Annotated in this window: 23 protein-coding genes; 7 read left to right on the top strand and 16 right to left on the bottom strand. The window is 52.7% G+C overall.

What is annotated here, in order from left to right; genetic code table 11:
* The first annotated feature begins 15 nt into the window (after window positions 1-15).
* Together yhdP and tldD are read left to right on the top strand one after the other, a co-directional pair.
* The gene (gene yhdP, locus KP22_RS15340; protein WP_039325100.1) at window positions 16-3,846 is read left to right on the top strand and encodes an AsmA2 domain-containing protein YhdP; all 3,831 of its coding nucleotides are present in this window, start codon (window positions 16-18) and stop codon (window positions 3,844-3,846) included.
* Between the two features lie 56 nt (window positions 3,847-3,902).
* A complete protein-coding gene (tldD, locus tag KP22_RS15335) occupies window positions 3,903-5,348 on the top strand; it encodes a metalloprotease TldD (RefSeq protein ID WP_039304002.1) in 1,446 nt (481 codons plus the stop codon).
* 72 nt (window positions 5,349-5,420) lie between these two features.
* Here the strand turns inward: tldD and KP22_RS15330 are convergent, their stop codons facing one another.
* The 3 genes from KP22_RS15330 to aaeR form a co-directional block, all read right to left on the bottom strand.
* Complete coding sequence (locus tag KP22_RS15330) at window positions 5,421-6,014, bottom strand: hypothetical protein (protein WP_039325099.1); 594 nt, start codon at window positions 6,012-6,014, stop codon at window positions 5,421-5,423.
* Window positions 6,015-6,023: 9 nt separating this feature from the next.
* Window positions 6,024-6,320, bottom strand: a complete 297-nt coding sequence (locus KP22_RS21860; protein WP_072012592.1) for a hypothetical protein — start codon at window positions 6,318-6,320, stop codon at window positions 6,024-6,026.
* A gap of 149 nt (window positions 6,321-6,469) precedes the next feature.
* Window positions 6,470-7,405, bottom strand: a complete 936-nt coding sequence (gene aaeR / locus KP22_RS15325) for an HTH-type transcriptional activator AaeR (protein ID WP_039325098.1) — start codon at window positions 7,403-7,405, stop codon at window positions 6,470-6,472.
* 438 nt (window positions 7,406-7,843) lie between these two features.
* On the opposite strand from aaeR, the gene aaeX reads away from it, so the two are divergent.
* From aaeX to KP22_RS15305, 4 genes are all read left to right on the top strand, one after another.
* Window positions 7,844-8,047: a p-hydroxybenzoic acid efflux pump operon protein AaeX gene (aaeX, locus tag KP22_RS15320; protein WP_005975424.1), complete on the top strand. Its 204-nt coding sequence runs from the start codon at window positions 7,844-7,846 to the stop codon at window positions 8,045-8,047.
* A 7-nt stretch (window positions 8,048-8,054) separates the two neighbouring features.
* Window positions 8,055-9,020 carry a p-hydroxybenzoic acid efflux pump subunit AaeA gene (gene aaeA, locus KP22_RS15315; protein WP_039304011.1) on the top strand — a complete coding sequence of 322 codons (966 nt, stop codon included), beginning with the start codon at window positions 8,055-8,057 and terminating at the stop codon, window positions 9,018-9,020.
* An 11-nt stretch (window positions 9,021-9,031) separates the two neighbouring features.
* Window positions 9,032-11,020, top strand: a complete 1,989-nt coding sequence (gene aaeB / locus KP22_RS15310; RefSeq protein WP_039304014.1) for a p-hydroxybenzoic acid efflux pump subunit AaeB — start codon at window positions 9,032-9,034, stop codon at window positions 11,018-11,020.
* 139 nt (window positions 11,021-11,159) lie between these two features.
* Window positions 11,160-12,614 carry an NAD-dependent succinate-semialdehyde dehydrogenase gene (locus tag KP22_RS15305; protein ID WP_039325097.1) on the top strand — a complete coding sequence of 485 codons (1,455 nt, stop codon included), beginning with the start codon at window positions 11,160-11,162 and terminating at the stop codon, window positions 12,612-12,614.
* A 97-nt stretch (window positions 12,615-12,711) separates the two neighbouring features.
* Here the strand turns inward: KP22_RS15305 and yjgA are convergent, their stop codons facing one another.
* Window positions 12,712-13,263 carry a ribosome biogenesis factor YjgA gene (gene yjgA / locus KP22_RS15300; RefSeq protein ID WP_039304019.1) on the bottom strand — a complete coding sequence of 184 codons (552 nt, stop codon included), beginning with the start codon at window positions 13,261-13,263 and terminating at the stop codon, window positions 12,712-12,714.
* A 295-nt stretch (window positions 13,264-13,558) separates the two neighbouring features.
* Between yjgA and pmbA the strand changes: the two genes are divergently transcribed.
* Window positions 13,559-14,899 carry a metalloprotease PmbA gene (pmbA, locus tag KP22_RS15295; RefSeq protein ID WP_039304021.1) on the top strand — a complete coding sequence of 447 codons (1,341 nt, stop codon included), beginning with the start codon at window positions 13,559-13,561 and terminating at the stop codon, window positions 14,897-14,899.
* A 71-nt stretch (window positions 14,900-14,970) separates the two neighbouring features.
* Here pmbA and rnk read toward each other — a convergent pair whose 3' ends face one another.
* The 12 genes from rnk to KP22_RS15235 all read right to left on the bottom strand — a co-directional run bounded on the left by rnk (window position 14,971) and on the right by KP22_RS15235 (window position 23,717).
* A complete protein-coding gene (rnk, locus tag KP22_RS15290) occupies window positions 14,971-15,381 on the bottom strand; it encodes a nucleoside diphosphate kinase regulator (RefSeq protein ID WP_039304022.1) in 411 nt (136 codons plus the stop codon).
* A gap of 164 nt (window positions 15,382-15,545) precedes the next feature.
* Window positions 15,546-15,818: a PTS phosphocarrier protein NPr gene (gene npr / locus KP22_RS15285; protein WP_011091918.1), complete on the bottom strand. Its 273-nt coding sequence runs from the start codon at window positions 15,816-15,818 to the stop codon at window positions 15,546-15,548.
* Between the two features lie 31 nt (window positions 15,819-15,849).
* Entirely contained in the window at window positions 15,850-16,707 is an 858-nt protein-coding gene (rapZ, locus tag KP22_RS15280) for an RNase adapter RapZ (RefSeq protein ID WP_010296630.1), read from the bottom strand.
* Window positions 16,708-16,857: 150 nt separating this feature from the next.
* Entirely contained in the window at window positions 16,858-17,331 is a 474-nt protein-coding gene (gene ptsN / locus KP22_RS15275; protein ID WP_039325096.1) for a PTS IIA-like nitrogen regulatory protein PtsN, read from the bottom strand.
* Window positions 17,332-17,427: 96 nt separating this feature from the next.
* Window positions 17,428-17,715 (bottom strand): ribosome hibernation promoting factor, encoded by a 288-nt coding sequence (hpf, locus tag KP22_RS15270; RefSeq protein ID WP_011091920.1) that lies wholly within the window; start codon window positions 17,713-17,715, stop codon window positions 17,428-17,430.
* A 22-nt stretch (window positions 17,716-17,737) separates the two neighbouring features.
* Window positions 17,738-19,171, bottom strand: coding sequence for an RNA polymerase factor sigma-54 (gene rpoN / locus KP22_RS15265; protein WP_039325095.1), 1,434 nt, complete (start codon window positions 19,169-19,171; stop codon window positions 17,738-17,740).
* Between the two features lie 49 nt (window positions 19,172-19,220).
* Window positions 19,221-19,946, bottom strand: a complete 726-nt coding sequence (lptB, locus tag KP22_RS15260; RefSeq protein ID WP_010296638.1) for an LPS export ABC transporter ATP-binding protein — start codon at window positions 19,944-19,946, stop codon at window positions 19,221-19,223.
* A 3-nt stretch (window positions 19,947-19,949) separates the two neighbouring features.
* Window positions 19,950-20,522: a lipopolysaccharide ABC transporter substrate-binding protein LptA gene (lptA, locus tag KP22_RS15255; RefSeq protein ID WP_039304028.1), complete on the bottom strand. Its 573-nt coding sequence runs from the start codon at window positions 20,520-20,522 to the stop codon at window positions 19,950-19,952.
* Complete coding sequence (gene lptC / locus KP22_RS15250; protein ID WP_039304032.1) at window positions 20,503-21,069, bottom strand: LPS export ABC transporter periplasmic protein LptC; 567 nt, start codon at window positions 21,067-21,069, stop codon at window positions 20,503-20,505. Before lptC ends, lptA begins: the two co-directional genes overlap by 20 nt.
* A complete protein-coding gene (gene kdsC / locus KP22_RS15245) occupies window positions 21,066-21,632 on the bottom strand; it encodes a 3-deoxy-manno-octulosonate-8-phosphatase KdsC (protein WP_039325094.1) in 567 nt (188 codons plus the stop codon). Before kdsC ends, lptC begins: the two co-directional genes overlap by 4 nt.
* A gap of 19 nt (window positions 21,633-21,651) precedes the next feature.
* Complete coding sequence (gene kdsD / locus KP22_RS15240; protein WP_039304039.1) at window positions 21,652-22,689, bottom strand: arabinose-5-phosphate isomerase KdsD; 1,038 nt, start codon at window positions 22,687-22,689, stop codon at window positions 21,652-21,654.
* A 62-nt stretch (window positions 22,690-22,751) separates the two neighbouring features.
* Window positions 22,752-23,717 (bottom strand): calcium/sodium antiporter, encoded by a 966-nt coding sequence (locus KP22_RS15235; protein ID WP_039304042.1) that lies wholly within the window; start codon window positions 23,715-23,717, stop codon window positions 22,752-22,754.
* Window positions 23,718-24,046: the final 329 nt, after the last annotated feature.

Raw genomic sequence — 24,046 nt, 5'->3', positions numbered from 1 at the left:
AAGAAGGAGAAATTAGTGAGGCGACTGCCCGGAATATTAGTCATCACGGGTGCCACTCTTGTCGTGATGGTTGCGCTGTTAGTCAGCGGCTTAAGACTGGTGCTGCCACAGCTCGATCATTTCCGGCCACAGCTGGTGGCCTGGGCGCAGTCTGCTGCCGGTGTTCCGTTAGAAATCGGCTCAATGACGGGGCGCTGGGAGTCCTTTGGCCCCACGCTGGAAATTGAAAAATTTCGCACGTCTCTGCCGGAGTCAGACTGGCAGGTTGATCGTATTACGCTGGCGCTGGATGTGTGGCAGTCGCTGTTGCACGGGCGCTGGCAGTTCCGCGATCTCACGTTTCATCAGTTAAAGCTCGATCTTAATAGCCAATTTAATGGGCAGCAGCAGGATAGCAAACTGATGGAGTCAGGAAAGGTCAGCGATCTTTTCCTGCGCCAGTTTGACCACTTTGACCTGCGTGATAGCCAGATTACCTTTCTTACCCCTTCCGGTTCCCGAGCGGAACTTAGTATTCCTCAACTGACCTGGCTGAACTCCGACAAACGCCACCGTGCAGAAGGTTTGATTAGCCTGTCGAGTTTTAACGGCCAGCACGGTGTGGTGCAGATGCGCATGGATTTGCGCGATGAGCAGGGGTTGCTTGGCAACGGTACGTTCTACCTGCAAGCTGACAATATCGATATGAAGCCATGGCTCAGCCGCTGGATGAAAAACAACACCGGGCTTGAAAGCGCAGATTTTAGTCTGGCGGCGTGGCTCAACGTCCGTGATGGCGGGCTCCACAGTGGTGATGTGCGCCTTAATCAGGGAACGGCAAATTGGGGTGAGGGAAGTGGCGCGCATCGTCTGAATGTGGATGATATGACGCTACATGTCAGCCGTCAGGAAAATGGCTGGCAGGTGGATGTTCCCACGTTGAATCTGGCAACGGATGGTGTCGCCTGGCCGAAAGGTCGGCTTTCTGCCCTGTGGCTGCCCAAAAATGAACACATGCTGGGGCCGGATCGGCAGGAAGAACTGCGCATTCGAGCCAGTAATCTGGCGCTGGAGCGGGTAAGCACGCTGCTTCCGTTGTTGTCTGGTACGACGCCAGAATTGAAAACGCGCTGGGATGAATTGCAACCGACGGGCACGCTGAATACCGTTGCCGTCGATATCCCTCTGCAACAGCCTGAAAGAAGCCGCTTTCACGCCAATTGGCAGGATGTGAGCTGGAAGCAGTGGAAATTGCTGCCGGGCGTCAATCACTTCTCCGGTTCTGCCCGCGGCAGTGCCGAGCGTGGCCAGGTCAGCATAGCATTAAAGCAGAGCACGCTGCCTTATGTGGATATGTTCCGCGCGCCGCTGGAAATCAAGCAGGCCAGCGGCACGCTAGACTGGCGTAATGACGCGCAAGGTCTATTGCTCTGGAGCCATGGGCTGGACGTACAGGCGAAATCACTGTGGGCTAACGGTGATTTCCGTTACGAGCAGCCTGCTAAGCAGGAACCGAGGTTGGATATTCTGGCAGGAATCCAGATGACCGATGCGTCGGATGCCTGGCGCTATTATCCTGAACGATTTATGGGCACTGAGGTGGTGGATTATTTGAGCGGCGCGCTGAAAGGTGGGCGTGTCGATAATGCGACGCTGATCTTTGCCGGTAATCCGCAGCATTTCCCGTATACCCACAACGAAGGCCAGTTTGAAGTCTGGGTGCCGATTAAAAATGCTACCTTTGAGTTTCAACCGGGCTGGCCTGCGCTGACGCCGCTGGATATCAATCTGGATTTCGCTAATAACGGTCTGTGGATGTTTGCGCCGCAAACCTGGCTGGGTAAGGTGGAAGGCAAAAATATTAGCGCGGTCATTCCTGATTATGAAAAAGAGCGGTTGTTTATCGATGGTGAGGTTGTAGGGCCTGGGTCTGAAGTGGGGAACTATTTTCATCAAACGCCGCTGAAATCTTCGTTGGGCACGGCGCTGGATGAGCTAAAAATTGGCGGGCTGGTGAAAGGCACGCTGCATCTGGATATTCCGCTTGTCGGTGATGATGTCCGTGCCAGTGGTGACATTACACTGAATAATAACAGCCTGTATATCAAACCTCTGGATACCACGATTCACAATCTTACGGGTAAGTTCCGCTATGAAAACGGCAATTTACGCAGTGAAACGCTACAGGCAAATTGGCTGAATCAGCCGATGGCGGTGAATTTCACGACGGAAGAGCAGGCGAAAGCTTTTCTGGTGAATGTGGGTTTGCAGGGTGACTGGCAGCCCGCGTTATTGCCCGGTTTACCGGCATCGACAATCAAAGCACTGTCCGGCACGGCTAACTGGAAAAGTACGGTAGCGGTCAACCTGCTGCACTCGGGTAAAACAACCTACGATGTTGATGTACAGGCCGATTTAAATAAAGTAAGCAGTCACTTACCTAACCCGCTAAATAAGCCTGCTGGCGAGAGCCTCCCGCTGGAAGTCAAAGCCAGTGGTGACCTGAAGGGTTTTACTATGCAGGGGCGAGTGGGCAAAGATAACCGTTTCAATAGCCAATGGCTGCTGAAAGGCGACACCGTGACGCTGTCTCGGGCAAGCTGGCAGAATGCGGCAGCCGCGGCACCGGCATTACCAGAAGATTCCGCTTTGGTGCTCGATCTGCCACCGCTGGATGCCGAAAGCTGGCTGGGGCTTCTGCCATCGCTGCGTACCTCTACATCGGCGCAAGGGAAGAAATCGCATAGTGCTTTCCGTTTTCCTGAGTCGGTGACGCTGCGAACGCCTGAGCTGCAACTGTTAGGACAGCAGTGGCACGATCTGGAAATCACGCGAAAAAATACGCTTGGCGGTAGTGAAGTGCAGGCGAAAGGACGTGAAATTGACGGAAAGGTTGAGATACCCAATCGCGGCATATGGCGCAGCGACATCAATTATCTCTACTACAATCCTCAGTGGAAAGGCAACGAAGCGACCAACCCGGTGGCGCTGGCGGAGAAAAAATCGCCTCTGAACGATCCGAGTATCAGCTTTGAGGACTGGCCGTCGCTGGCGGTTAACTGTCGCCAGTGCTGGATTGTCGGGCAGAATATGGGACGTATTCAGGGAACGATGCTGCCAGAAAAGGAAAAATTAACGCTGACGGACGGTATCATTGATACAGGTAAGGCTCGTCTGACGGTAAACGGATCCTGGCAGGAAAATGCAGAAGGCGTGCGGACTGCGCTAAAAGGCCGCCTGACGGGGGACAGTCTGGAACAGAATGCTAACTGGTTTGGCGTCGATTCACCGCTGAAGGCCGGTTCTTTCGATGTAGATTACGATCTGTATTGGCGTGGGACGCCTTGGGCACCGGATATTGCCAGCCTGAGTGGAATATTGCACATGCGCATTGGCAAAGGTGAAATTGCCGAAGTCGGTGCTGGTCAGGCCGGTCAATTGCTGCGTTTATTGAGCTTCGATGCGCTGATGCGTAAGCTGCGGTTCGATTTTAGTGATACGTTTGGTCGTGGGTTCTACTTCGACTCGATTAGCAGCACCGCATGGATTAAAGATGGCGTGCTGCATACTGATGATATGCTGATCGACGGGTTGGAGGCGGACATCGCGATGAAAGGCGATCTCGACCTCGCTAAGCGACAGGTCAATATGGAAGCGGTTATTGCCCCGGAAATATCTGCGACGGTGGGCGTGGCGACCGCATTTGCCGTCAATCCGGTTGTGGGGGCCGCAGTGTTTGCTGCCAGTAAAGTACTGGCACCGCTATGGAACAAGATTTCGCTGATTCGCTACCAGATTTCCGGTAGCCTCGATCAGCCAAAGATTCAGGAAGTGCTGCGTGAGCCGAACAAGAAGAAAGGCGAATAATGCCATTAGGGCAGCGCAGCGTACTCAGCCGATTATCTGATAAAGAGTGAAAAACTATGAGCCTTTCGTTTGTCAGTGAGCAGTTACTCACCGCCAACAAATTGAATCTTGACGATCTCGCCGCTGTGCTGGGGTCGCTTAATGAGCGTCGACTGGATTATGCCGACCTCTATTTCCAATCCAGCTACCATGAATCCTGGGTACTGGAAGATCGCATCATCAAAGACGGTTCCTATAACATCGATCAGGGCGTGGGTATCCGTGCGATTGACGGTGAAAAAACCGGGTTTGCGTATGCGGATCAGATCACGCTGAATGCGTTGCATCAGAGCGCGCAGGCAGCACGCAGCATTGTGCGGGAACAAGGCACTGGTACGGCGCGCACGCTGGGTGAAGTGTCGCATCGTGCGCTCTATCCAACGTTGAATCCGCTGGATAGCCTGACGCGTGAAGATAAAATCGCACTGTTGCAACGTGCGGATACGGTTGCTCGCGCTGCGGATACACGGGTGCAGGAAGTGTCCGCTAGCCTGACCGGCGTGTATGAACTGGTGCTGGTGGCTGCGACGGACGGCACGCTGGCAGCGGATGTGCGTCCGCTGGTTCGTCTGTCGATCAGCGTGCTGGTCGAAGCGGAAGGTAAACGTGAGCGCGGTAGCAGCGGCGGCGGCACGCGTGGCGGCTATGAGTATTTCTGGGAAGTGACGGACGGCGAACCTCGCGTTGACGCGTGGGCAAAAGAAGCGGTACGCATGGCGCTGGTTAATCTGTCGGCTGTGGCTGCTCCGGCAGGGCCTATGCCTGTGGTGCTGGGCGCAGGCTGGCCGGGCGTGCTGTTGCATGAAGCGGTCGGTCACGGTCTGGAAGGTGATTTTAACCGTCGCGGGACATCAGTCTTCAGCGGACAGATGGGCAAACTTGTCGCGTCCGAGCTGTGTACGGTGGTGGATGACGGTACGCTGAGTGGGCGTCGCGGTTCACTCTCGATGGATGATGAAGGCGTTCCGGGGCAATACAATGTCCTGATCGAAAACGGTATGCTGAAAGGCTACATGCAGGACAAGCTGAACGCTCGTCTGATGGGCGTTGCGCCGACGGGTAATGGTCGTCGCGAATCTTATGCGCATCTGCCGATGCCGCGTATGACAAACACCTACATGCTGGCTGGGAAATCCACGCCGGAAGAGATTATCTCCAGCGTCGAATACGGCCTGTATGCGCCAAACTTTGGCGGCGGTCAGGTCGATATTACCTCTGGTAAATTCGTCTTCTCGACATCCGAAGCGTACCTGATCGAAAAAGGCCGTATCACCACGCCAGTCAAGGGCGCGACGTTGATTGGCTCCGGCATTGAAGCGATGCAGCAGATCTCGATGGTCGGCAACGATCTGGCGTTGGATAAAGGCGTCGGCGTGTGCGGTAAAGAAGGGCAAAGCCTGCCCGTCGGTGTTGGTCAGCCTACGCTGAAGCTGGAAAGCCTGACCGTCGGCGGCACCGCGTAATTTGCTCTGAATCCTGATTTCCTTTAAGACCGCGCTTTATTAGCGCGGTTTTTTATGTAGCGGAGTACAAAATCAGGACACGGCAGCAATAATCGATTTGAGCTGCTTGATGTGTATCTCATCCCGCTGTACCAAAACATCTTCCTTAATTTTGAGAACAATGCCTTTTAACAGATCTGTTGTGCTGGAGATGTTTGTCGTGGTTTTTAGTACGTCAATGTCTGTCGCAACATGTCTGCCTTTAAGAGAAAGGCGCTTCTCGGATTTTCCTTTTGCCAAATCGCTTTGTAGAAAACGCGGGATATCTTTTGCCGCTGCGTGGTCAGCCGCCAGAGTGTGAAGATAGTATTTCATCAGCGTGGGAATAAAATCGGGCTCCCCACCTAATTCGCAACTTGCCAGATTTAGGATGTCAATCATGTGCGTGGGGACTCGACTTTCCAGCGCTTTAAGCTGCACATTTAGTGCTTTCTTAATCATGGGGGTGGACTGATGGGGGATGATGGCAACATTCCCGCAGCGATCGCAAACGCCCACTAGAACCTGTTTCACCACGCCACTGTTGTCACTGAATGGGACGTTTTTAAGTTGAAACGTCGCTGTTTCATATGACTGGCAGGTATTACAGAGCGCTCCTTGTGTATCGCCGACTTTGAAAATTTTCATGTCATCGCCTCAATGGTGGACGCTAATAAAGACACAATCCGGTTCGGTAAAGTACCATTTGATATACCACGGCACTCCCCGATAGCGGCAACGGATGATATGAACATCAATATGTGCTGCAAAATGATGGGGTGAAGAAGAGTAGGCTGTCCCCGCAGATTGATAAATAATATCAATGAGTTCTGTTATTGATGTTTGTCCGGTTGCCAGCAAATTCTTCGTGCCGATATTCCCTCTGGCTTCATGCAGAACATTACCTGAATGCAAACAGACAATAAGCTGCTTTTTGGCATCCTTGAATCCCATTCCTTACCTATATTGTACGAATTTATTCGTACCTTATCCATGTGATTTTACTTTCCTGAACGAAGAAAGAGGTATAACGCACGGATGCTGGGATGGGGATGCGTTTTATATGAAAGGGGAAAACGCTTCGCATTTTCTCTTTGCAAAACCTACTTTTTTTCCTCGCCATGATCCTGCCGATAGCCTTGATACGTGAGGGCAACGTTTTTGAAGTATTCCGTCATGTAGTTAATGCAGACCTGTACTTTCAGCGGCAGGTTGTCTTTGCGGGTGTAGAGCGCGTAGACCGGACGCGGATCGGAGTGGTAGCGGTTGAATAGAATCTCGATTTCGCCACGATTGATCTCGTCTACAATCCACATGAGCGGAATGTACGCGATGCCCGCGCCGGCCTTGAGCCAGCGTACCAGCGTTTGTGGGTCATTGGTGACAAAGCGTCCTTGTGGCGTGACGCGGGTCGAGATGCCTTCCGGTGCGATCAGCTCAAATTCGCTGTCGGGCCTTACGCTGTATTCCAGCCAGGAAAAATTCACCATATCTGCTGGCTTATCCGGCGTGCCGTGCTGTGCCAGATAGCTTTTTGCGGCACAGACCACCATCGGCATCGAGCCCAGGCGTTTCGAGAACAGGCTGGAATCCTGTAGTGCGCCGACGCGGATAACGATATCCAGCCCGTCGGCGATCAGATCGGGAGCCGGAATTCCGGTAACCAGATTGACGGACAAACCGGGATATTCCTTCAGCATCGCGGCCGTCATGGTGGACAACACATTCTGCGCCATAGTGGAGGAACCGCCGATGCGCAGCGTGCCGATCGGCGTGTTGTTGAAGGCATAAAGCTGCTCATGGACTTCATGAGCCTCATGCAGCATGCGGCGACAGCCGTGGTAGTAAATTTTCCCCGCTTCCGTCAGGCCAATGCTGCGCGTACTGCGGTTAAGCAGCTTAATCTGTAGCTCATCTTCAAGCTTGGTAACGGTCTGGCTGACGGCGGATACGCTCATCTGCAACTGGCGTGCGGCGGCGGTAAAAGAACCAAATTCCACCACGCGGGCAAACACCGACATACTTTTTAGTCTTTCCATTATTCACTCTGGCTTAAAAGTGATTTAGATCACGCTATGTAGATAAGGTGATAATAAGCATCCATAATATAGCCTATCCGGTGATGCCGAGTGGAACATTGTCCGCCATCGTTCAAGCGGCAAGCGTTGCTTGAAGCTGAAAGTGAACAGACACCGTCCTTGCTGTTGCCCATGAGTATTTACCACCCAGAGTTAGCCAATGGCTGTGTTTATTTACCCAATGTAGATCGTGCGCTGATTTCCCATCGTTAGTCAGTTCCTGCTGACACCGCTACTCATCAGTTTACCGCTATCCAATCCGCTGGCCGTCAGCCTGCGGGATGAAGCGCTTTTGTCGATGCTGAACGTCAGCACTACGCTGCGCTATTGCACGACATCATTTACCATCCGGTAGCACGCTTGATCGCTACCGCTACCTAATAGAAAAAGGAAAAGAGGATGAGTTCACTCCCGGTTATGGTGCTGTTCGGGCTGTCATTTCCCCCGGTATTTTTTGTCTTGCTGGTGTCGCTGACCCTGTTTTTTGTCGTGAACCGCTTGCTGCAACCGACGGGTATCTATGACTTTGTTTGGCATCCGGCGCTGTTTAACAGTGCGTTGTTCTGCTGCTTGTTCTATTTACTGTTCCGTTACGGTCTGTGAGGCATTTGTGAAAAATTTCTTTTTAACCTTGTTTAGGCAGCAGGCCGCGCTGATCAAAAAACTGAGCCGTGTAGTCATCACGCTGGTGATTGTGCTGTGTGCAATTGTGGCCATTTTTCGTGTCTGGGCGTTTTATACCGAATCGCCCTGGACGCGTGATGCCAAATTCACGGCGGACGTGGTGGCGATAGCTCCGGACGTCAGCGGGTTGCTGACCGATGTTCGCGTCACAGACAATCAGTTGGTGAACAAAGGCGATGTGTTATTTGTCATCGACCAGCCACGCTACCACCAGTCCGTGGCGCAGGCGGAAGCCGATGTTGCTTACTATCAGGCGCTAGTGACGGAAAAACGCCGGGAGTCAGGACGTCGGGCGCGGCTGGGTGTCAGTGCGATGTCACAGGAAAATATCGATCAGTCCAGTAATGCGTTAGAAACCGCAACGCACCAGCTTGCTAAAGCGCAGGCGGTATTGTCGCTGGCGAAACTGGAATTGGAGCGCACCGTGGTACGTGCCCCTGCCGACGGCTGGGTGACTAACCTGCATGTGCAAAGCGGTGAGTTCATCGAACGCGGTAATACGGCGGTAGCACTGGTGAAGAAGGATTCGTTTTACCTGCTGGCGTACATGGAAGAGACCAAGCTTGAAGGCGTTCGCCGTGGCTATCGTGCGGAAATCACCCCGCTGGGTAGCGAAAAGATATTTTACGGCACCGTTGATAGCGTGGCGGCTGGGATAAATAACAGCAGCAACAGTGCGAACACTAAAGGTCTGGCTAACGTAGATTCCAATTTGGAGTGGGTACGTTTAGCGCAGCGCGTGCCGGTAAAAATCCGCCTCGATCGGCAGATGGGTGACCTCTATCCTGCCGGTACGACGGCGACTGTGGTGGTTACCGGTGAGCAGGTCAATAATGACAAAAAGCCTTCGCCGCTTATCCGCCTTCTCTATCGCCTGCGTGAGTTTGGCTAAGTGAGGCGATGATGAAAACCTCTTCACTAACAGGTTCCCTGTTCTTTACGACACCAAAATTTGCGCGCCTTCGCTTCGCTTTTAAACTGAGTTTTGCGATTGTACTGTCTCTATTTCTGGGATTCCATCTACAGTTGGAAACGCCACGCTGGTCGGTTCTGACGGCGGCGATTGTCGCGGCTGGCCCCGCATTTGCTGCGGGCGGCGAGCCGTTTTCCGGTGCGATTCGCCATCGTGGTATCTTGCGTATTATCGGGACATTTATTGGCTGTATTGGTGCGCTTATCATCATTATCGCTACCGTTCGTGCGCCTGTAGTCATGCTGATGCTGTGCTGTATTTGGGCTGGCCTCTGTACCTGGGTTTCCTCGCTGGTTAAAGTTGAAAACGCCTATATATTCGGGCTGGCGGGCTATACCGCGTTGATTATTATTGTGTCGACGCAGGGAACGCCGCTGCTGACGCCGCAGTTCGCGGTGGAGCGCTGTAGTGAGATTGTGCTGGGCATCGTTTGCGCCATTCTGGCTGATTTACTGTTCTCACCACGATCGATCAAGCAGGATGTTGACCGTAGCATCGGTGAACTGCTGGTGGATCAATATCGGTTACTGCAACTCAGCATGAGCGGGACGGAGAAAGACGCGATAGATGCGGCATGGCACGCGCTGGTGCGCAAAACAACGGCGCTCAGCGGTATGCGCAGCAGCCTGATGCTGGAGTCCTCGCGCTGGCAGAACAGCAATCGACGCTTAACGTCGTTGCATACACAATCGCTCACGATGATCACTCAGGCGTGTGAAACTTACCTGATTTTGCAGGATGTTCCGACTCCCGTAAAAAGTAGCCTGAAGCTGGTGTTGGATCAGCCTGTTGAGTCATTTCGCGACGTGCATTGCCGTGTGAAAGCCTTGCGCCACCTGATTGCGGCGGACAGCCGTGACGTGCCGCCGATGCTGATCAGTTGGGTCGGAGCGGCGACGCGCTATCTGCTACTGGCGAAGGGCGTGCGGGCCAATGGACGCATCAACACGATAGAAGCTGACGTGCTCAACAGCGATGTTGAAATTAAAGCCCCCTCAGCGGAAACCCATCACGCCATGATTAATGGTTTACGCACCGGTGTGGCGACGGCGCTAGGCTGCCTGTTCTGGCTCAGCACTGGCTGGACATCTGGCAGCGTGTGTATGGTGATGATTGCGGTAGTGACGTCGCTCGCCATGCGTTTGCCGAATCCACAGATGATGGCGAAGGATTTTCTTTTTGGAACGATCTATGCGTTGCCACTGGGTGCGCTGATGTTCATGTTTATCATGCCGTCGACGCAGCAAAGTATGCTGCTGCTGTGTCTGAGTCTGGGGGCGATGGCTTTCTTTCTCGGGCTTGAAGTACAAAAACGTCGGCTGGGTTCGCTGGGCGCATTGGCCAGTACGATCAATATTCTGGTGCTGGATAATCCGATGACGTTCAACGTTAGCCAGTTTCTGGACAGCGCGATCGGCCAGATCATCGGCTGTTTTCTGGCGCTGATGGTGATCTTGCTGATCCGGGATAACACCAAGGCGCATACGGGGAGAACGTTGTTGAATCGCTTTGTGTATGGTGCGGTTTCGGCGCTGACCACCAACAGGGCGCGACGAAAAGAGAATCATCTGCCAGCGCTGTACCAACAGCTGTTCCTGCTGCTGAGCCGCTTCCCTGACGATATTGCCAAATATCGCCTCGCACTGTGGCTGATCATCATGCACCAACGTCTGAGAACGCTGGATATTCCGCAAAACGCGGCGCTGTCTGCTTTTCATCGCCAGATTCGTGCGACGGCGGAGCAGGTGATTTCAGCCCGACGCGATGCTACTCGCAGCCGTTATTTTACGCAGTTGTTGGATGAGCTTGAGTGCTATCAGCAGATGCTGACAGAACATCAGCTTCCCCCGAGTGTGACCGCGCCAGTAGGGCGATTGACTGGGATCCTACGTGATTATCAGCATGCGCTGAGCAACTAATGTTAGTGGACAGAGCGGTGTAGCCAACCTGACGATTAATCCGAGAGTAGCGCAGACCGTGTCCATCACTTCTATACTGAATTATCTATAGCTTCCCACAGAACGTCATGGGATATGACCATTTTCAGGAGGTAACACGATGTCAGGACACCATTTGCAGGATCATGAACTGTTTAAAACGGGCTACTTCGTAGCGGGGAAATGGCAACAGGGCGGAACCACTTTCGAGGTGGTGAATCCGGCGACGGGTGAGTCTATTGCCAGCGTAGCGAAAGCGGGAAAGAAAGAGACGCAGGCGGCGATTGACGCTGCCCATGCCGCATTCCCTGCCTGGAAGCGTAAAACCGCGAAGGAGCGTTCTGAAATTCTGTATCGCTGGTACGAGCTGATTCTGGAGAATAAACGCTACCTGGCGGAGTTAATGACCGCAGAGCAGGGCAAGCCGGTGCAGGAAGCCGAAGGCGAAGTCGTTTACGCGGCGAATTTCATCCAGTGGTTTGCTGAGCAGGGAAAGCGTGTCAACGGTGAGATTATTCCTCCCGCCAAGCCCGGCTCGAAGATTTATGCCACACGTGAACCCGTTGGGGTCGTTGTGGCGATTACACCGTGGAATTTCCCGCTGGCGATGTTGACGCGTAAGTTAGGGCCCGCGCTGGCTGCGGGGTGTACCGGCGTCATCAAACCCGCGAACAACACGCCGCTGTCTGCGTTTGCGTTGTTGGCGCTGGCACAGAAAGCAGGTGTGCCGGATGGTGTGCTTAACGGCGTCGCGGGCGATACGCAGGCGATAAGCGATACTGTCATGGCGAGCGATAACGTGCGCAAAATTTCCTTCACCGGCTCAACAGAGGTAGGGAAAACGCTGGTGCGCAACGCCGCAGAGACCATGAAGAAAGTGTCGATGGAACTGGGCGGCAACGCGCCTTATATCGTGTTTGATGACGCAGATATTCAGGCCGCAGTGAAAGGCGCGATAGCTAACCGTTTCCGTAACGCAGGTCAGGTTTGTGTTAGCGCCAACCGGTTTTATATTCAGGACGGCGTCTACGATGAGTTTGTCTCTCTGCTCGCAGAAGAAGTGAAAAAGCTGAAGGTCGGCAACGGTATGGATGACGGTGTCGAGCTTGGCCCACTGATTGATGATGCCGCCGTCGAGAAGGTGGAAAAACACGTCAATGATGCGGTGGAGAAAGGCGGCAAGGCACTTGTTGGCGGTAAACGACACAAGCTGGGCCACAGCTTTTTTGAACCGACAGTGATTGTTGATGCTAACGAAGCGATGCTCCTTGCGCAGGAAGAAACCTTTGGCCCGGTCGCACCATGTTTTCGTTTCAAAACGGAAGAAGAGGTCATTGAACGCGCCAACAATACGCCGTTTGGCCTGGCGGCTTACTTCTACAGCCAGAATTTGCAGCGTGTGTTCCGCGTGGCAGAAGCGCTGGAGAGCGGCATGATTGGTATTAACGAATGCGCGGTTTCAACCGAATTAGCCCCCTTCGGCGGCGTGAAAGAATCGGGGTTAGGTCGAGAAGGCTCTGTACTGGGGCTGGACGAATTTCTGGAAGTGAAAACCTGGCATTTAGGCGGGCTGTGATCTGAATGAATGTCGCGATCTGAATTGATCGTGAACGCAATAAGATATAGGTAAAGCACGGGATGAGTAGTGGTTACTCCTCATCCCGTTATCGCCATTAGTCTGTGGTTTCAGCTAGCTCACGCAGATACTGGAAGATCTGACGGGTGGCTTTCGGCGGTTTGTTCGCAGCTTTCTCTTTCTGGGCGTTGCGCACCAGAGAACGCAGCTGCTGACGGTCAGCATGTGGATACAGTGTCAGAATCTCTGGAACCACATCGTCTCCTTCGGCAATCAGGCGGTCGCGCAGCTGTTCCAGTTTGTGGAATAGCGCCACCTGCTGATTATGACGGTTGTTCAGCTTATCCAGCGCGGTTTGGATCGGCTCTGGATCGCGGGCGCGCAACATTTTACCAATCAGCTGTAGCTGACGGCGTCGGCCCTCTTTCTTGATCCGCTGCGCCAGTTCCACTGCCGCACGCAGATCGTCGTCCAGTGGGATCTTTTCCAGCGCATTTTTACCCAGATCAACCAGTTCCGCACCGAGATCTTTCAGCGCTTCGGCGTCACGCTTTATTTCACTTTTACTGACCCAGATAATTTCATCATCTTCGTCGTCTTCTTGATTATCCGGGACGTCGTTTAGCCAGTCTTCGTACTTTTGCTTCATGGTTGGCTCCTAAAAAGTGTCCAGGAGCAATTCTTAACGCTACGCGTAGCGGCTCCGGGATGGTGAACAGCGCGCCCACCAGAAAAAAGAGGCTGATACTAACAGGTTTGGGCTTTGTGCGAAATTGTCCGTAGATCCTGTTAGACTAGAAAGCATTATGCTACACCTTTTTATGCTCGTCATACTTCAAGTTGCCTATGCGTTGGCTGCGCGAAGTATTTAGAGTATACCTCCCCTTTGTGCTTGTTGCGGGGATGATAATGGTGAGCTTTCTTCCACTCATTATGGCAGAACAATGACGATAACTACTCAGGTTGCAGAGCAGCGTAAAGCGCTGGAACTCGCGGTTGCTCAGGCGCTGGAACTGGCGCGTGCCGGTTCTGATGCGGCAGAAGTCGCGGTGTCAAAAACGACGGGGATTAGCGTCAGTACCCGTTATGGTGACGTTGAAAATGTTGAATTCAACAGCGATGGTGCCTTGGGCATCACGGTTTATCACCAACAGCGTAAAGGCAGCGCATCGTCCACCGATCTCAGTCCAGATGCGATAGCGCGTACGGTACAAGCCGCGCTGGATATTGCCCGTTATACCTCTGTCGATCCTTTTGCTGGTCCGGCAGATCGCGATCTTCTTGCTTTTGATGCGCCGGATCTGGATCTATTCCATCCGAGCGAGTTGGATGCGGATCGTGGTATTGAATTAGCGGCTCGCGCAGAGCAGGCTGCATTACAGGCTGACAAGCGTATCACCAACACCGAAGGCGGCAGCTTTAACAGTCACTACGGCGTCAAGGTGTTCGGCAATAGCCACGGCCTGCTAAAAAGTTACTGCTCCAGCCGCCATTCCATGTCCAGTTGTGTAATTGCCGAAGTGAATGGCGATATGGAACGGGATTATGCTTACACCGTCGGCCGTGCGCTTGAGGATTTGTGTAGCCCTGAATGGGTGGGTGAAGAGTGCGCGCGCCGGACGTTATCCCGCCTGTCACCGCGCAAACTGTCAACGATGCAGGCACCCGTGATGTTTTCTGCGGAAGTGGCGACGGGCCTGTTTGGTCATTTGGTTGGTGCCATCAGCGGCGGCAGCGTTTATCGTAAATCCACCTTCCTGTTGGATAAGTTGGGCCAACAGATTCTGCCAGAGTGGCTGACGATTGAGGAACATCCACATCTGCTCAGAGGGCTGGCCTCTACGCCGTTCGATAGCGAAGGTGTGCGTACGCAGGCACGTGACATTGTGAAGGCTGGCGTGTTGCAGACCTGGCTGATGACCAGCTACTCCGCACGTAAACTGGGGATGCAGAGCACCGGCCACGCTGGTGGTATCCACAACTGGCGGATTGCCGGACAAGGTTTGGATTTCAACGGTATGTTGAAACAGATGGGCAAAGGCCTGTTGGTGACCGAACTGATGGGACAAGGCGTGAGCGGTGTCACGGGGGATTATTCCCGTGGGGCATCCGGTTTCTGGGTCGAAAACGGCGAAATTCAGTATCCGGTCAGCGAGATTACGATCGCGGGTAACCTGAAAGACATGCTGCGCAATATTGTGACGGTGGGGAATGATATCGAAACCCGAAGCAATATCCAGTGTGGTTCCGTGTTGCTGCCAGAGATGAAGATCGCAGGGGAATAAACCTAACTTGCATGAGTAACCGTCGCCGTCGGCAGTGTCCGACGGCTGTTACTCTATAGCATTTCTCTGGCTTAGCGGTGGTACTCGCCTGCGGCTTCTGGCTGATAGAGTAGTTCTAATACTTCAATTCGCGTCTCTTCACCGTTTGGCAATTGCCAGGTGATAGCGTTTCCCACATGCATCCCCAATAGTGCTGCGCCCAGCGGAGCCATCACCGACAGCGGTTCTTTACTGTCTTTCACCGCGGCTGGATAAACCAGTGTGCGAATATGCTCTTCGTTGGTATTCAGATCGCGGAAACGCACCCGACTATTCATGGTGACGACATGTGGGGGAATCGATGCTGAAGGCAGAATTTCTGCCCGATCCAGTTCGTCATTCAACGCCTGTGCGATATCGCTGTCCGCAAAGGCGGGCTGCTCCAATAACTTATCCAGACGTTCTGCATCCAATTCACTGATTGTCAGGTTAGGTTTCGTCATACTCCTCTCCAGTTGATGTTTTCAGATGATATAAAAATAACCCCCCGCGCCCAGAGGAGCAGGGGGTATAAGAAAATATGATATTAGGGATAGTAGGAGGTTCGGGGGGGAAAGTGAAGCGATCCTTGTCACGAAGGTCAGTTGATAGCCTGCTAAGGAAATGGCTAGTCTTCGTCGAACCCCGCTTCGAATAGCCCGATAACGGCAGCAAGCGCCTGTTCTTCGTCTTGGCCAGTGGCTTCTACTTCGATGAGCCGACCTTTGGCCGAGTCCAGCATCAGCATGGCAATCACGCTACTGGCTTCCGCTTCGGTGCCGCTGTCATTACGCAGTATCACTTCTGCATCAAAGCTCTGCACCAGCTCGAACAGTTTCATCGCTGGGCGAGCATGCATACCCAGCTTGTTTTTAATTTCAACCGTTTGCCGGACTGTCATGGGTTACCTGGCTGTACTGGTTTGCCGACTATCACGAGGGTTTCCGTTTTTCCAGCGTACGGTGGCGTGACTGTACGTTCTTACCGCGTGAGCGGAAGTAGTCTGCCAACTGCTCTGCGACGTACACCGAACGGTGTTTACCACCAGTACAGCCAATGGCGACAGTCAGATAGCTACGGTTATTGGTTTCCAGCATCGGCAGCCACAGTTCCAAATAGCTGCGAGTTTGGTAGATGAAATTGTGAACTTCGGTATGCCTGTCGAGGAAGGATGCAACGGGCTTATCCAGACCGGTCATCGGGCGTAGTTTCGGATCCCAGTGCGGGTTCGGCAGGAAGCGCACGTCAAAGACGTAATCGGCATCGATAGGAATGCCATGCTTGAAGCCGAATGATTCGAACACCATCGTGAGCTCGCGTTCTCGCTTGCCGAGCAGCCGCGTACGCAGCATCTCAGCGAGTTCGTGCACTGACATCTCTGAGGTGTCGATAATCAGATCGGCGCGTGAACGCAGCGGTTCCAACAGATCGCTTTCTTCATCAATCGCGCTTTCTAACGACAGATTCTTGCTGGACAGCGGGTGCAGGCGACGGGTATCGCTGTAGCGACGGATCAGCGTATTGCGATCGGCATCCAGAAACAGCAGTTGAGGCGAGAAACTTGGTGGCAGTTGCTCCATGGCATGCTCAAAGATTTCCGGTGATTCCGGCATATTGCGCACGTCAATGCTGACCGCTGCGGAAATGTTACGTGCCGCAAGCGTATTAGCCAGTTCTGGCAGTAGCACCACGGGTAGATTATCTACGCAGTAGAACCCCATATCTTCCAATGCGCGCAGGGCGACAGATTTCCCTGAACCTGAGCGACCACTGACAATCATCAGCACCATCTGACGACTCCCCTCTGGCAATGTGATGGCGAATTTTCATTGCCGCTGTTTTTATAAAGTGATGTATAGCTAAAAAAATGACGGCTTAGCGCACGGATTGCAAGCATTCTCTGACTCTCCGCGAATTGCCAGTCATCGTGAGTATGACGATTAACCCGCTTCCGTCATAATCTGGTACAGCTCTTCATCGCTTTGCGCCGCCCGCAGGCGTCGGCAAACCGTTTTATCCGCCAGCCGCTTGGCAACAAGCGACAGGGTATGTAAATGGGTTTTACATTGTTCTGCTGGAACCAGCAAGGCAAAAAGCAGATCAACAGCCTGATTATCAATGGCATCGAAAGCGATCGGTTGCTCTAACTGAATGAAAACACCGATGGCGCCCAGCGCATTATCGTCTTCCAGCTTACCGTGAGGAATGGCAATGCCGCCGCCGATTCCCGTACTGCCCATACGTTCCCGGGTGAGAATGGCATCGAAGATAATCTGCGAAGGAATATTGAGCTGCTGAGCGGCCAGCTCACTGATAATTTCCAATGCCCGTTTCTTACTCTGGCAGTGGACGGTGCTTCGGGTGCACTCAGGACGTAAAACGGTGCTGAGTTGCAATACGGGATCGTGGTTCATTTTATTTTCACTTAATGACGCTTTCACTTCTGGTGATCCCGACCCACCTGTTCGATGGGCCGAGTTTGTCCCTTTGCCAAACGGCAAGGGAGAAAATTAGTGCTGTTTGAGTTTATCTTTATGCTTATTGAGCTGTCTCGCCAGCTTATCAATCAATAAATCTATTGCCGCGTACATATCTTCCGCTTCAGAGGTTGCATGCAGCTCTCCACCATTAACATGGAGCGTAGCCTCGGCAATTTGCTGAACTTTTTCCACTCTCAATACCACATTGACCTGATTAATCCGGTCAAAATACTGCTCTAATTTGGCAAATTTTCCATTCACAAAATCACGCAGTGGCTCAGTGATCTCGATGTGGTGTCCGGTAATGTTGAGCTGCATAGTGTCTTCCTTCTAGTTGTGATCAAATCAGTTGTTTACGCTGATTTGATGGTGGGATAGATAAAGACTCTCGGTATTTTGCAACGGTACGGCGCGCCACGATGATGCCCTGATCGGAGAGCAGTGCCGTAAGCTTGCTATCGCTCAATGGCTTCACGGGGTTTTCCGCTGCAATAAGCTTCTTCACCAGCGCGCGAATTGCCGTTGACGAGGCTTCTCCGCCGCTATCGGTATTTACGTGGCTGGAGAAGAAATATTTTAGCTCAAAAATGCCGCGTGGACTGTGCAGGAACTTCTGTGTCGTCACGCGTGAAATAGTGGATTCATGCATATCCACCGCCTGCGCGATGTCTGCCAGTACCATAGGCTTCATGAATTCTTCACCCTGCTCGAAGAAATCCTGCTGTTGCTCGACGATACAGCGGGTCACTTTCAGCAGCGTGTCATTGCGACTTTCCAGGCTTTTGATGAGCCAGCGCGCCTCTTGCAGGTTGCTACGGATAAATTGCCCGTCGCTGTCGTTGCGCGCACTGTTACCCAGCGCCGCATATTGCTGGTTAATCTGTAGGCGGGGAACGCTGTCGGTGTTCAGTTCAACGGCCCAGACGCCCTGAATTTTGCGCACCAGTACGTCAGGGATTACGTATTCGGATTCACCGGTGTTGATCGACTGCCCAGGACGTGGATCGAGCGATTGGATCAGCGCCAGCGCTTCTTTTAGCACCTCTTCTTTCAGACGAGTAACGCGGATCAGGCTGCGGAAATCATGATTGGCTAATAGATCGAGATGTTCGCTGACGATCAGGCGGGCTTCGGACAGACGCGATGTGCTGTCGTCAAATTGGGAAAGCTGTACCAGCAGACAATCACGCAGATCGCGGGCGGCGACGCCAACGGGATCAAAGCGCTGCACGCGCTTGAGTACGGCTTCGACTTCTTCCAGCGTCACCTCGTCATCACCGATGCTGTCGAGGATGTCCTCCAGCGGCACAGTCAGGTAGCCAGTGTTGTCTACCGCGTCGACGATAGAAGTCGCAATGGCGGCATCGGTATCTGAAAACGGCGTCAGTTCAACCTGCCACATCAGGTAATCCTGAAGTGTTTGCGTGGTTTCGCCTTGATAAATAGGCAGTTCTTCATCGCGATAGTCAGTGCCGGTGCCTGACGGTGTCCCTGCGGAGTAGATCTCATCCCAGGTGGCATCGAGCGGCAATTCTTCCGGCATATCCCTTTGTTCAAGGGCTTCACCGGTATCCAGTGAATCGCTATCTGTCTTTTCAAATGACTCGATTTCGTCGTGCTGATCCGTTTGTTCGAGCAACGGATTGCTTTCCAGCGCCAGTTGAATCTCCTGTTGCAATTCAAGCGTGGACAGTTGCAACAGGCGGATCGCCTGTTGGAGCTGTGGAGTCATGGCCAGTTGCTGGCTAAGCCTGAGTTGCAAACCTTGCTTCATAAATCGCGCTAACGTCCCATAAGTACTGCAAAGAGAAAATATTACCCTATCAGAGTCGGAAGCCTTCGCCCAGATAGACGCGTTTCACCTGTTCATCGGCCAGAATATCGGTCGGTGAACCGTGGGCGATCAGGTTGCCCTGACTCACGATATAGGCTCGTTCACAGACATCAAGCGTTTCGCGGACGTTATGATCGGTAATCAACACGCCAAGCCCGCTGTCACGCAGATGCTCAATGATTTTTTTAATATCCAGTACGGAGATCGGGTCTACGCCCGCAAACGGTTCATCCAGCAGGATGAATTTAGGATTCGCCGCCAGTGCCCGAGCAATCTCTACGCGGCGTCTTTCCCCACCAGACAGCGATTGTCCCAGACTATCGCGCAAATGAATAATATGGAATTCTTCCATCAGTTCATTAGCACGATCTTCCTGCTGCTCGGTCGTCAGATCTTTACGGATCTGTAACACCGCCATCAGATTGTCATAGACGCTTAAGCGACGGAAAATAGAGGCTTCCTGCGGTAAATAACCGATGCCGCGCAGGGCACGTTCGTGCAGGGGTAGCAGGCTGATGTCATCGTCGTCAATGACGATACGTCCTTCATCACGCGGGACGATGCCGACGACCATGTAGAACGTGGTTGTTTTACCCGCACCGTTCGGCCCGAGCAGGCCGACGATTTCACCTGAATTGACGGTGAGGCTGACGTTTTCCACGACCTTACGGCCTTTATACGCCTTGGCCAGATTTTCTGCGGTTAATGTTGCCATAACTTATTCAGTGACCCGAGGTTGCGGTTGTTGAGAACGAGAAGGCTGGCTCTTGTTCTCTTTATCCTGAAGCTGAGAGGGAACTAACACCGTCGTCACGCGTTTTCCTTTGTCGCTGGTTGCTTCCATCTGCTGTTGTTTCACCAGATAGGTGATGCGATCGCCTTTTACATTGCTGTCCTGCTGTTCCAGATAAGCATCACCTGTCAGCACCAGAAAGTCTTTGGCTAGTTCATAGCGGATTTTTTGCGCGTGACCTTTTACCGGCTTGCCATTGTCCTGCATCTGGTAGAACGTCACGGGGTTACCGTAACCTTCCACCACTTCACTGCCTTGCGCGCCCTGTGGACGCGTCACGACGACCTTGTCGGCTTTCACTTCAATCGTCCCTTGCTTAACGACAACATTGCCAGTGAACGTCACCGTGTTGCCCTGCATGTCCAGAGATTGCTGTGCTGAATCAATGTGAATAGGCTGGTTGCTATCGCCCGTGACGGCAAAGGCGGAAATGCTGACGGCGAACAGCGAGCTGGCGATCAGGGTGTTACGCATCAGGTTATTGGTTTTGGATTTCATAAGAGGTTTTTACCTTTTCGATCAACTCGGCCGTTTTGTTACGCAGGTTCCCGCGCATTTTCATTCCGCTTGAGGTAAAGCTGGTGCCGTACAGGGTGACTTCATCATCGGAAGAGACGTCCTGCGTGACCAGATTCACCTGGGCATTATTCGTTGTGATGCGTTGAAGCTGTGCGTCTTTCGTCAGGCTATTCACCTCGACGTGACCGTACAGATAGAGCATCTTGTCTTTTGTCAGCTTGGCGCGATCGGCGCGTACTGACCAGGTTGCTGTACCCTGTTCGTTGAACAGCGTGGCAACAGGAGTCGTAAACCAACTCAACTGCTCGTCGTTGAAATACTCGGCTTTTTCCGAAATCAGTCTGTAGCTCAGTTTACCGGCAGGGCTATATACCTGCGTGTTGGTTTTTTCGCTGGTATAGACTGGCACGGCAGGATCGTTGGCACCCGGTGTCGTTACCGTGTTGTCATCCGCAATAGTCCAGCCGATGAGGATAAGCACCAATAGTGCCAGAAAAGCGGTCAGCCAACGCTTGGTTTTACTCATATTGACAACCCTTTGGCATGCTCCAGCTTGTCCTGCGAGAACAGAATCAAATCACATAGCTCACGTACTGCGCCACGACCACCCGCAATGCGGGTGACATAATCTGCACGCGGTAATAGCAGCGGGTGTGCATCTGCCACGGCAACGCTCAGCCCAACCTGTGCCATCACTGGCCAGTCGATCATGTCGTCGCCAATATACGCGACCTGATTTGCAGTTACTGACAGTTTATCTAACAGATCGTTGAAGGCCAAAACCTTATCCGACTGCCCCTGATAAAGATGGGTAATGCCTAGCGTTTTACAGCGATCTCCCAGCAATTTTGCGGAACGCCCGGTAATGATTGCAACCTCAATGTCAGATGTCAGCAAGCAGCGAATGCCATAGCCGTCACGGACGTTAAAGGCTTTCAGCTCTTCACCGTGGTTACCCATGTAAATCAGACCATCGGACATCACGCCGTCAACGTCGCAGATTAACAGGCGAACTTCACGGGCTTTATCCAGTACCTGCTGATCGACCGGTCCATAACAGGTATCGGTTTGCGCCCTGGTTTCACTCATTCACAATTATCCTTTCTTTTTAAACCACGCCAGCCCGCAACATATCGTGCATATGGACAATACCGACCAGACGATCGTTTTCTGCTACCAGCACCGAGGTGATATGGCGTGACTGCATCAGGTTAAGAGCATCCACCGCCAGCGTTTGCGGTGACACCCGGATGCCGCCTGCGGTCATCACATCAGCAATGCGCGCGCTGTTCAAGTCTATATTCATGTCGAAGATGCGGCGCAGGTCACCATCAGTGAAGATGCCCTGAATTTTCATATCCGCCTCGCAGATTACCGTCATACCCAGATTTTTGCGCGTAATTTCCACCAGCGCATCACGCAGAGAGGCATCGTGTGAGACATGAGGAATCTCGTCGCCTGAGTGCATGATATCGCTGACGCGCAGTAAAAGTTTGCGGCCGAGTGCGCCACCGGGGTGAGAAAGGGCAAAATCCTCAGCGGTAAAGCCGCGTGCCTGTAGTAAGGCCACGGCCAGCGCGTCACCCATAACCAATGTTGCCGTGGTGCTGGTGGTTGGCGCCAGGCCGAGTGGGCAGGCTTCCTGTGGGACGTGGACGCACAGGTGAATATCCGCCGCTTTACCCATCGTACTTTCTGGGGCGCTAGTCATGCAGATCAGGAATACTTTCTGGCGTTTCAGAACGGGTATCAGCGAGAGGATTTCATGCGATTCGCCAGAATTAGAAATGGCGATCACGATATCACGTGGTGTCACCATGCCGAGGTCGCCATGGCTGGCTTCGCCCGGATGAACAAAAAACGCGGGAGTGCCGGTGCTGGCGAAGGTCGCGGCAATTTTGCAACCGATATGGCCAGATTTGCCCATGCCCATCACTACCACTTTGCCTTGGCAGTGAAAGATCTTTTTGCAGGCGAGGGTAAAATTGTCGTCAATGTACTGGTCTAATTGCGCAAGCCCATCGCGTTCAATACTCAATACTTGCTTACCCGCCTGCTGGAAGTCGAAATCGGGCTGTAGTCTATGTTCGGATAGTGCACGGTCAGACTGCTGTTTTAGGTGAGCGTCTTGTTCAAACTGTGACATACCAATAGTCCTGATTATGATGAAAAACGGAACAACATATTATGAGAAACGAAACCGCGTAATTATGAAAAACAGAACAGCACCGTAAGATAGGTGATAAACGCGCAGCATAATAATGCGCCTGCGCCCTGTCCTATATGGCGTTTTTTGCTGAGGCACAGGGCGGTCAACAGCACACTCGCCGCCAGCATAACCCAATAGTCGCGCTGAAAAATCTGAGGGTTCAGTGCGCCCGGCGAGAGCAGCGCGGGTACACCCATAACAATCGCGATATTAAAAATGTTCGAACCGATCAGGTTACCCAGCGCGATATCATCTTCTTTCTTCAACGTCCCGACGATAGCGGTAGCGAGTTCGGGCAGGCTGGTGCCAATCGCCAATATCGTCAGCCCGATAGTCAACTCGCTGACATCGAAGTAGCGTGCAATGACGGTTGCGTTATCCACCACCATACGGGCAGCCATGGGTAAAATAATCATGCCGAGAATCAGCCACAGCACAGCAACCATCTGATTGCTGTCGTCCTGCGGAAGTTCCGCCAACTGTTCGCGAGTCAGGCTATCACCGCCTTCCAACTGCGCCTGTTGCGCCATCCGAAGTATCAACACCAGACACAGAATGGCGGCAAAGAGTAGCAGCATGCCGTCGGCACGGCTCAGGTAGCTATCATGCAGTAAAACGCCACACAATAAAGTGACGGACAACATGAGCGGCAATTCCCGGCGCAGTATGGTCGAATGTACCGTGAGTGGGCGAATGAGCGCGGCGCTGCCGAGGATGAGTAAAATATTGGTGATATTGGAGCCGATAACATTACCGACAGCCATATCATTCTGTTCGTTTAAAGCGGCGGTAACAGAAACAACCAGCTCCGGTAGCGAAGTGCCGAAGCCGACAACGGTGATGCCGATGACGAAAGGAGGTAAGCCGAGGGAACGTGCAAGCACAGCGGCGCCATAGACAAGACGATCGGCTCCGTAGACCAGTAGTAGCAAACCAACGAACAAGAGTAGTGTTGCAAAAAGCATGCAGAGTCCTTTAATAGGATCATACTTCAAGCTGCATGTGCGCTGGTTTTTCTTGCTCACCTCAGTCACTTACTGGTGTAAGTTCGCTGAGACGCGCTGCGCCGCCGCCTTCCTGCAACTCGAATTATTTAGTGTATAATCACCAGCTTGTTGTCGAATAAGTCAGTATTTTTGGACGAATTTCGCACAAAAAGCATTTTTCTGTGATGAGTGCTAATTCTGACGGTGCTGGGCGAAAAAGTAAAACCTGTCGCGATAAGTAAAACCAGATAACGGTGTATGCCGCCATTTTGGACAAGAACTTGCGGTAAGTTTTTGTAAAACTCTCA

This window comes from Pectobacterium betavasculorum (assembly GCF_000749845.1).
GTDB lineage: Bacteria > Pseudomonadota > Gammaproteobacteria > Enterobacterales > Enterobacteriaceae > Pectobacterium > Pectobacterium betavasculorum.
The sequence above is the reverse complement of the archived record's forward strand: the minus strand, read 5'-3'. Positions and strand labels throughout refer to the sequence as shown.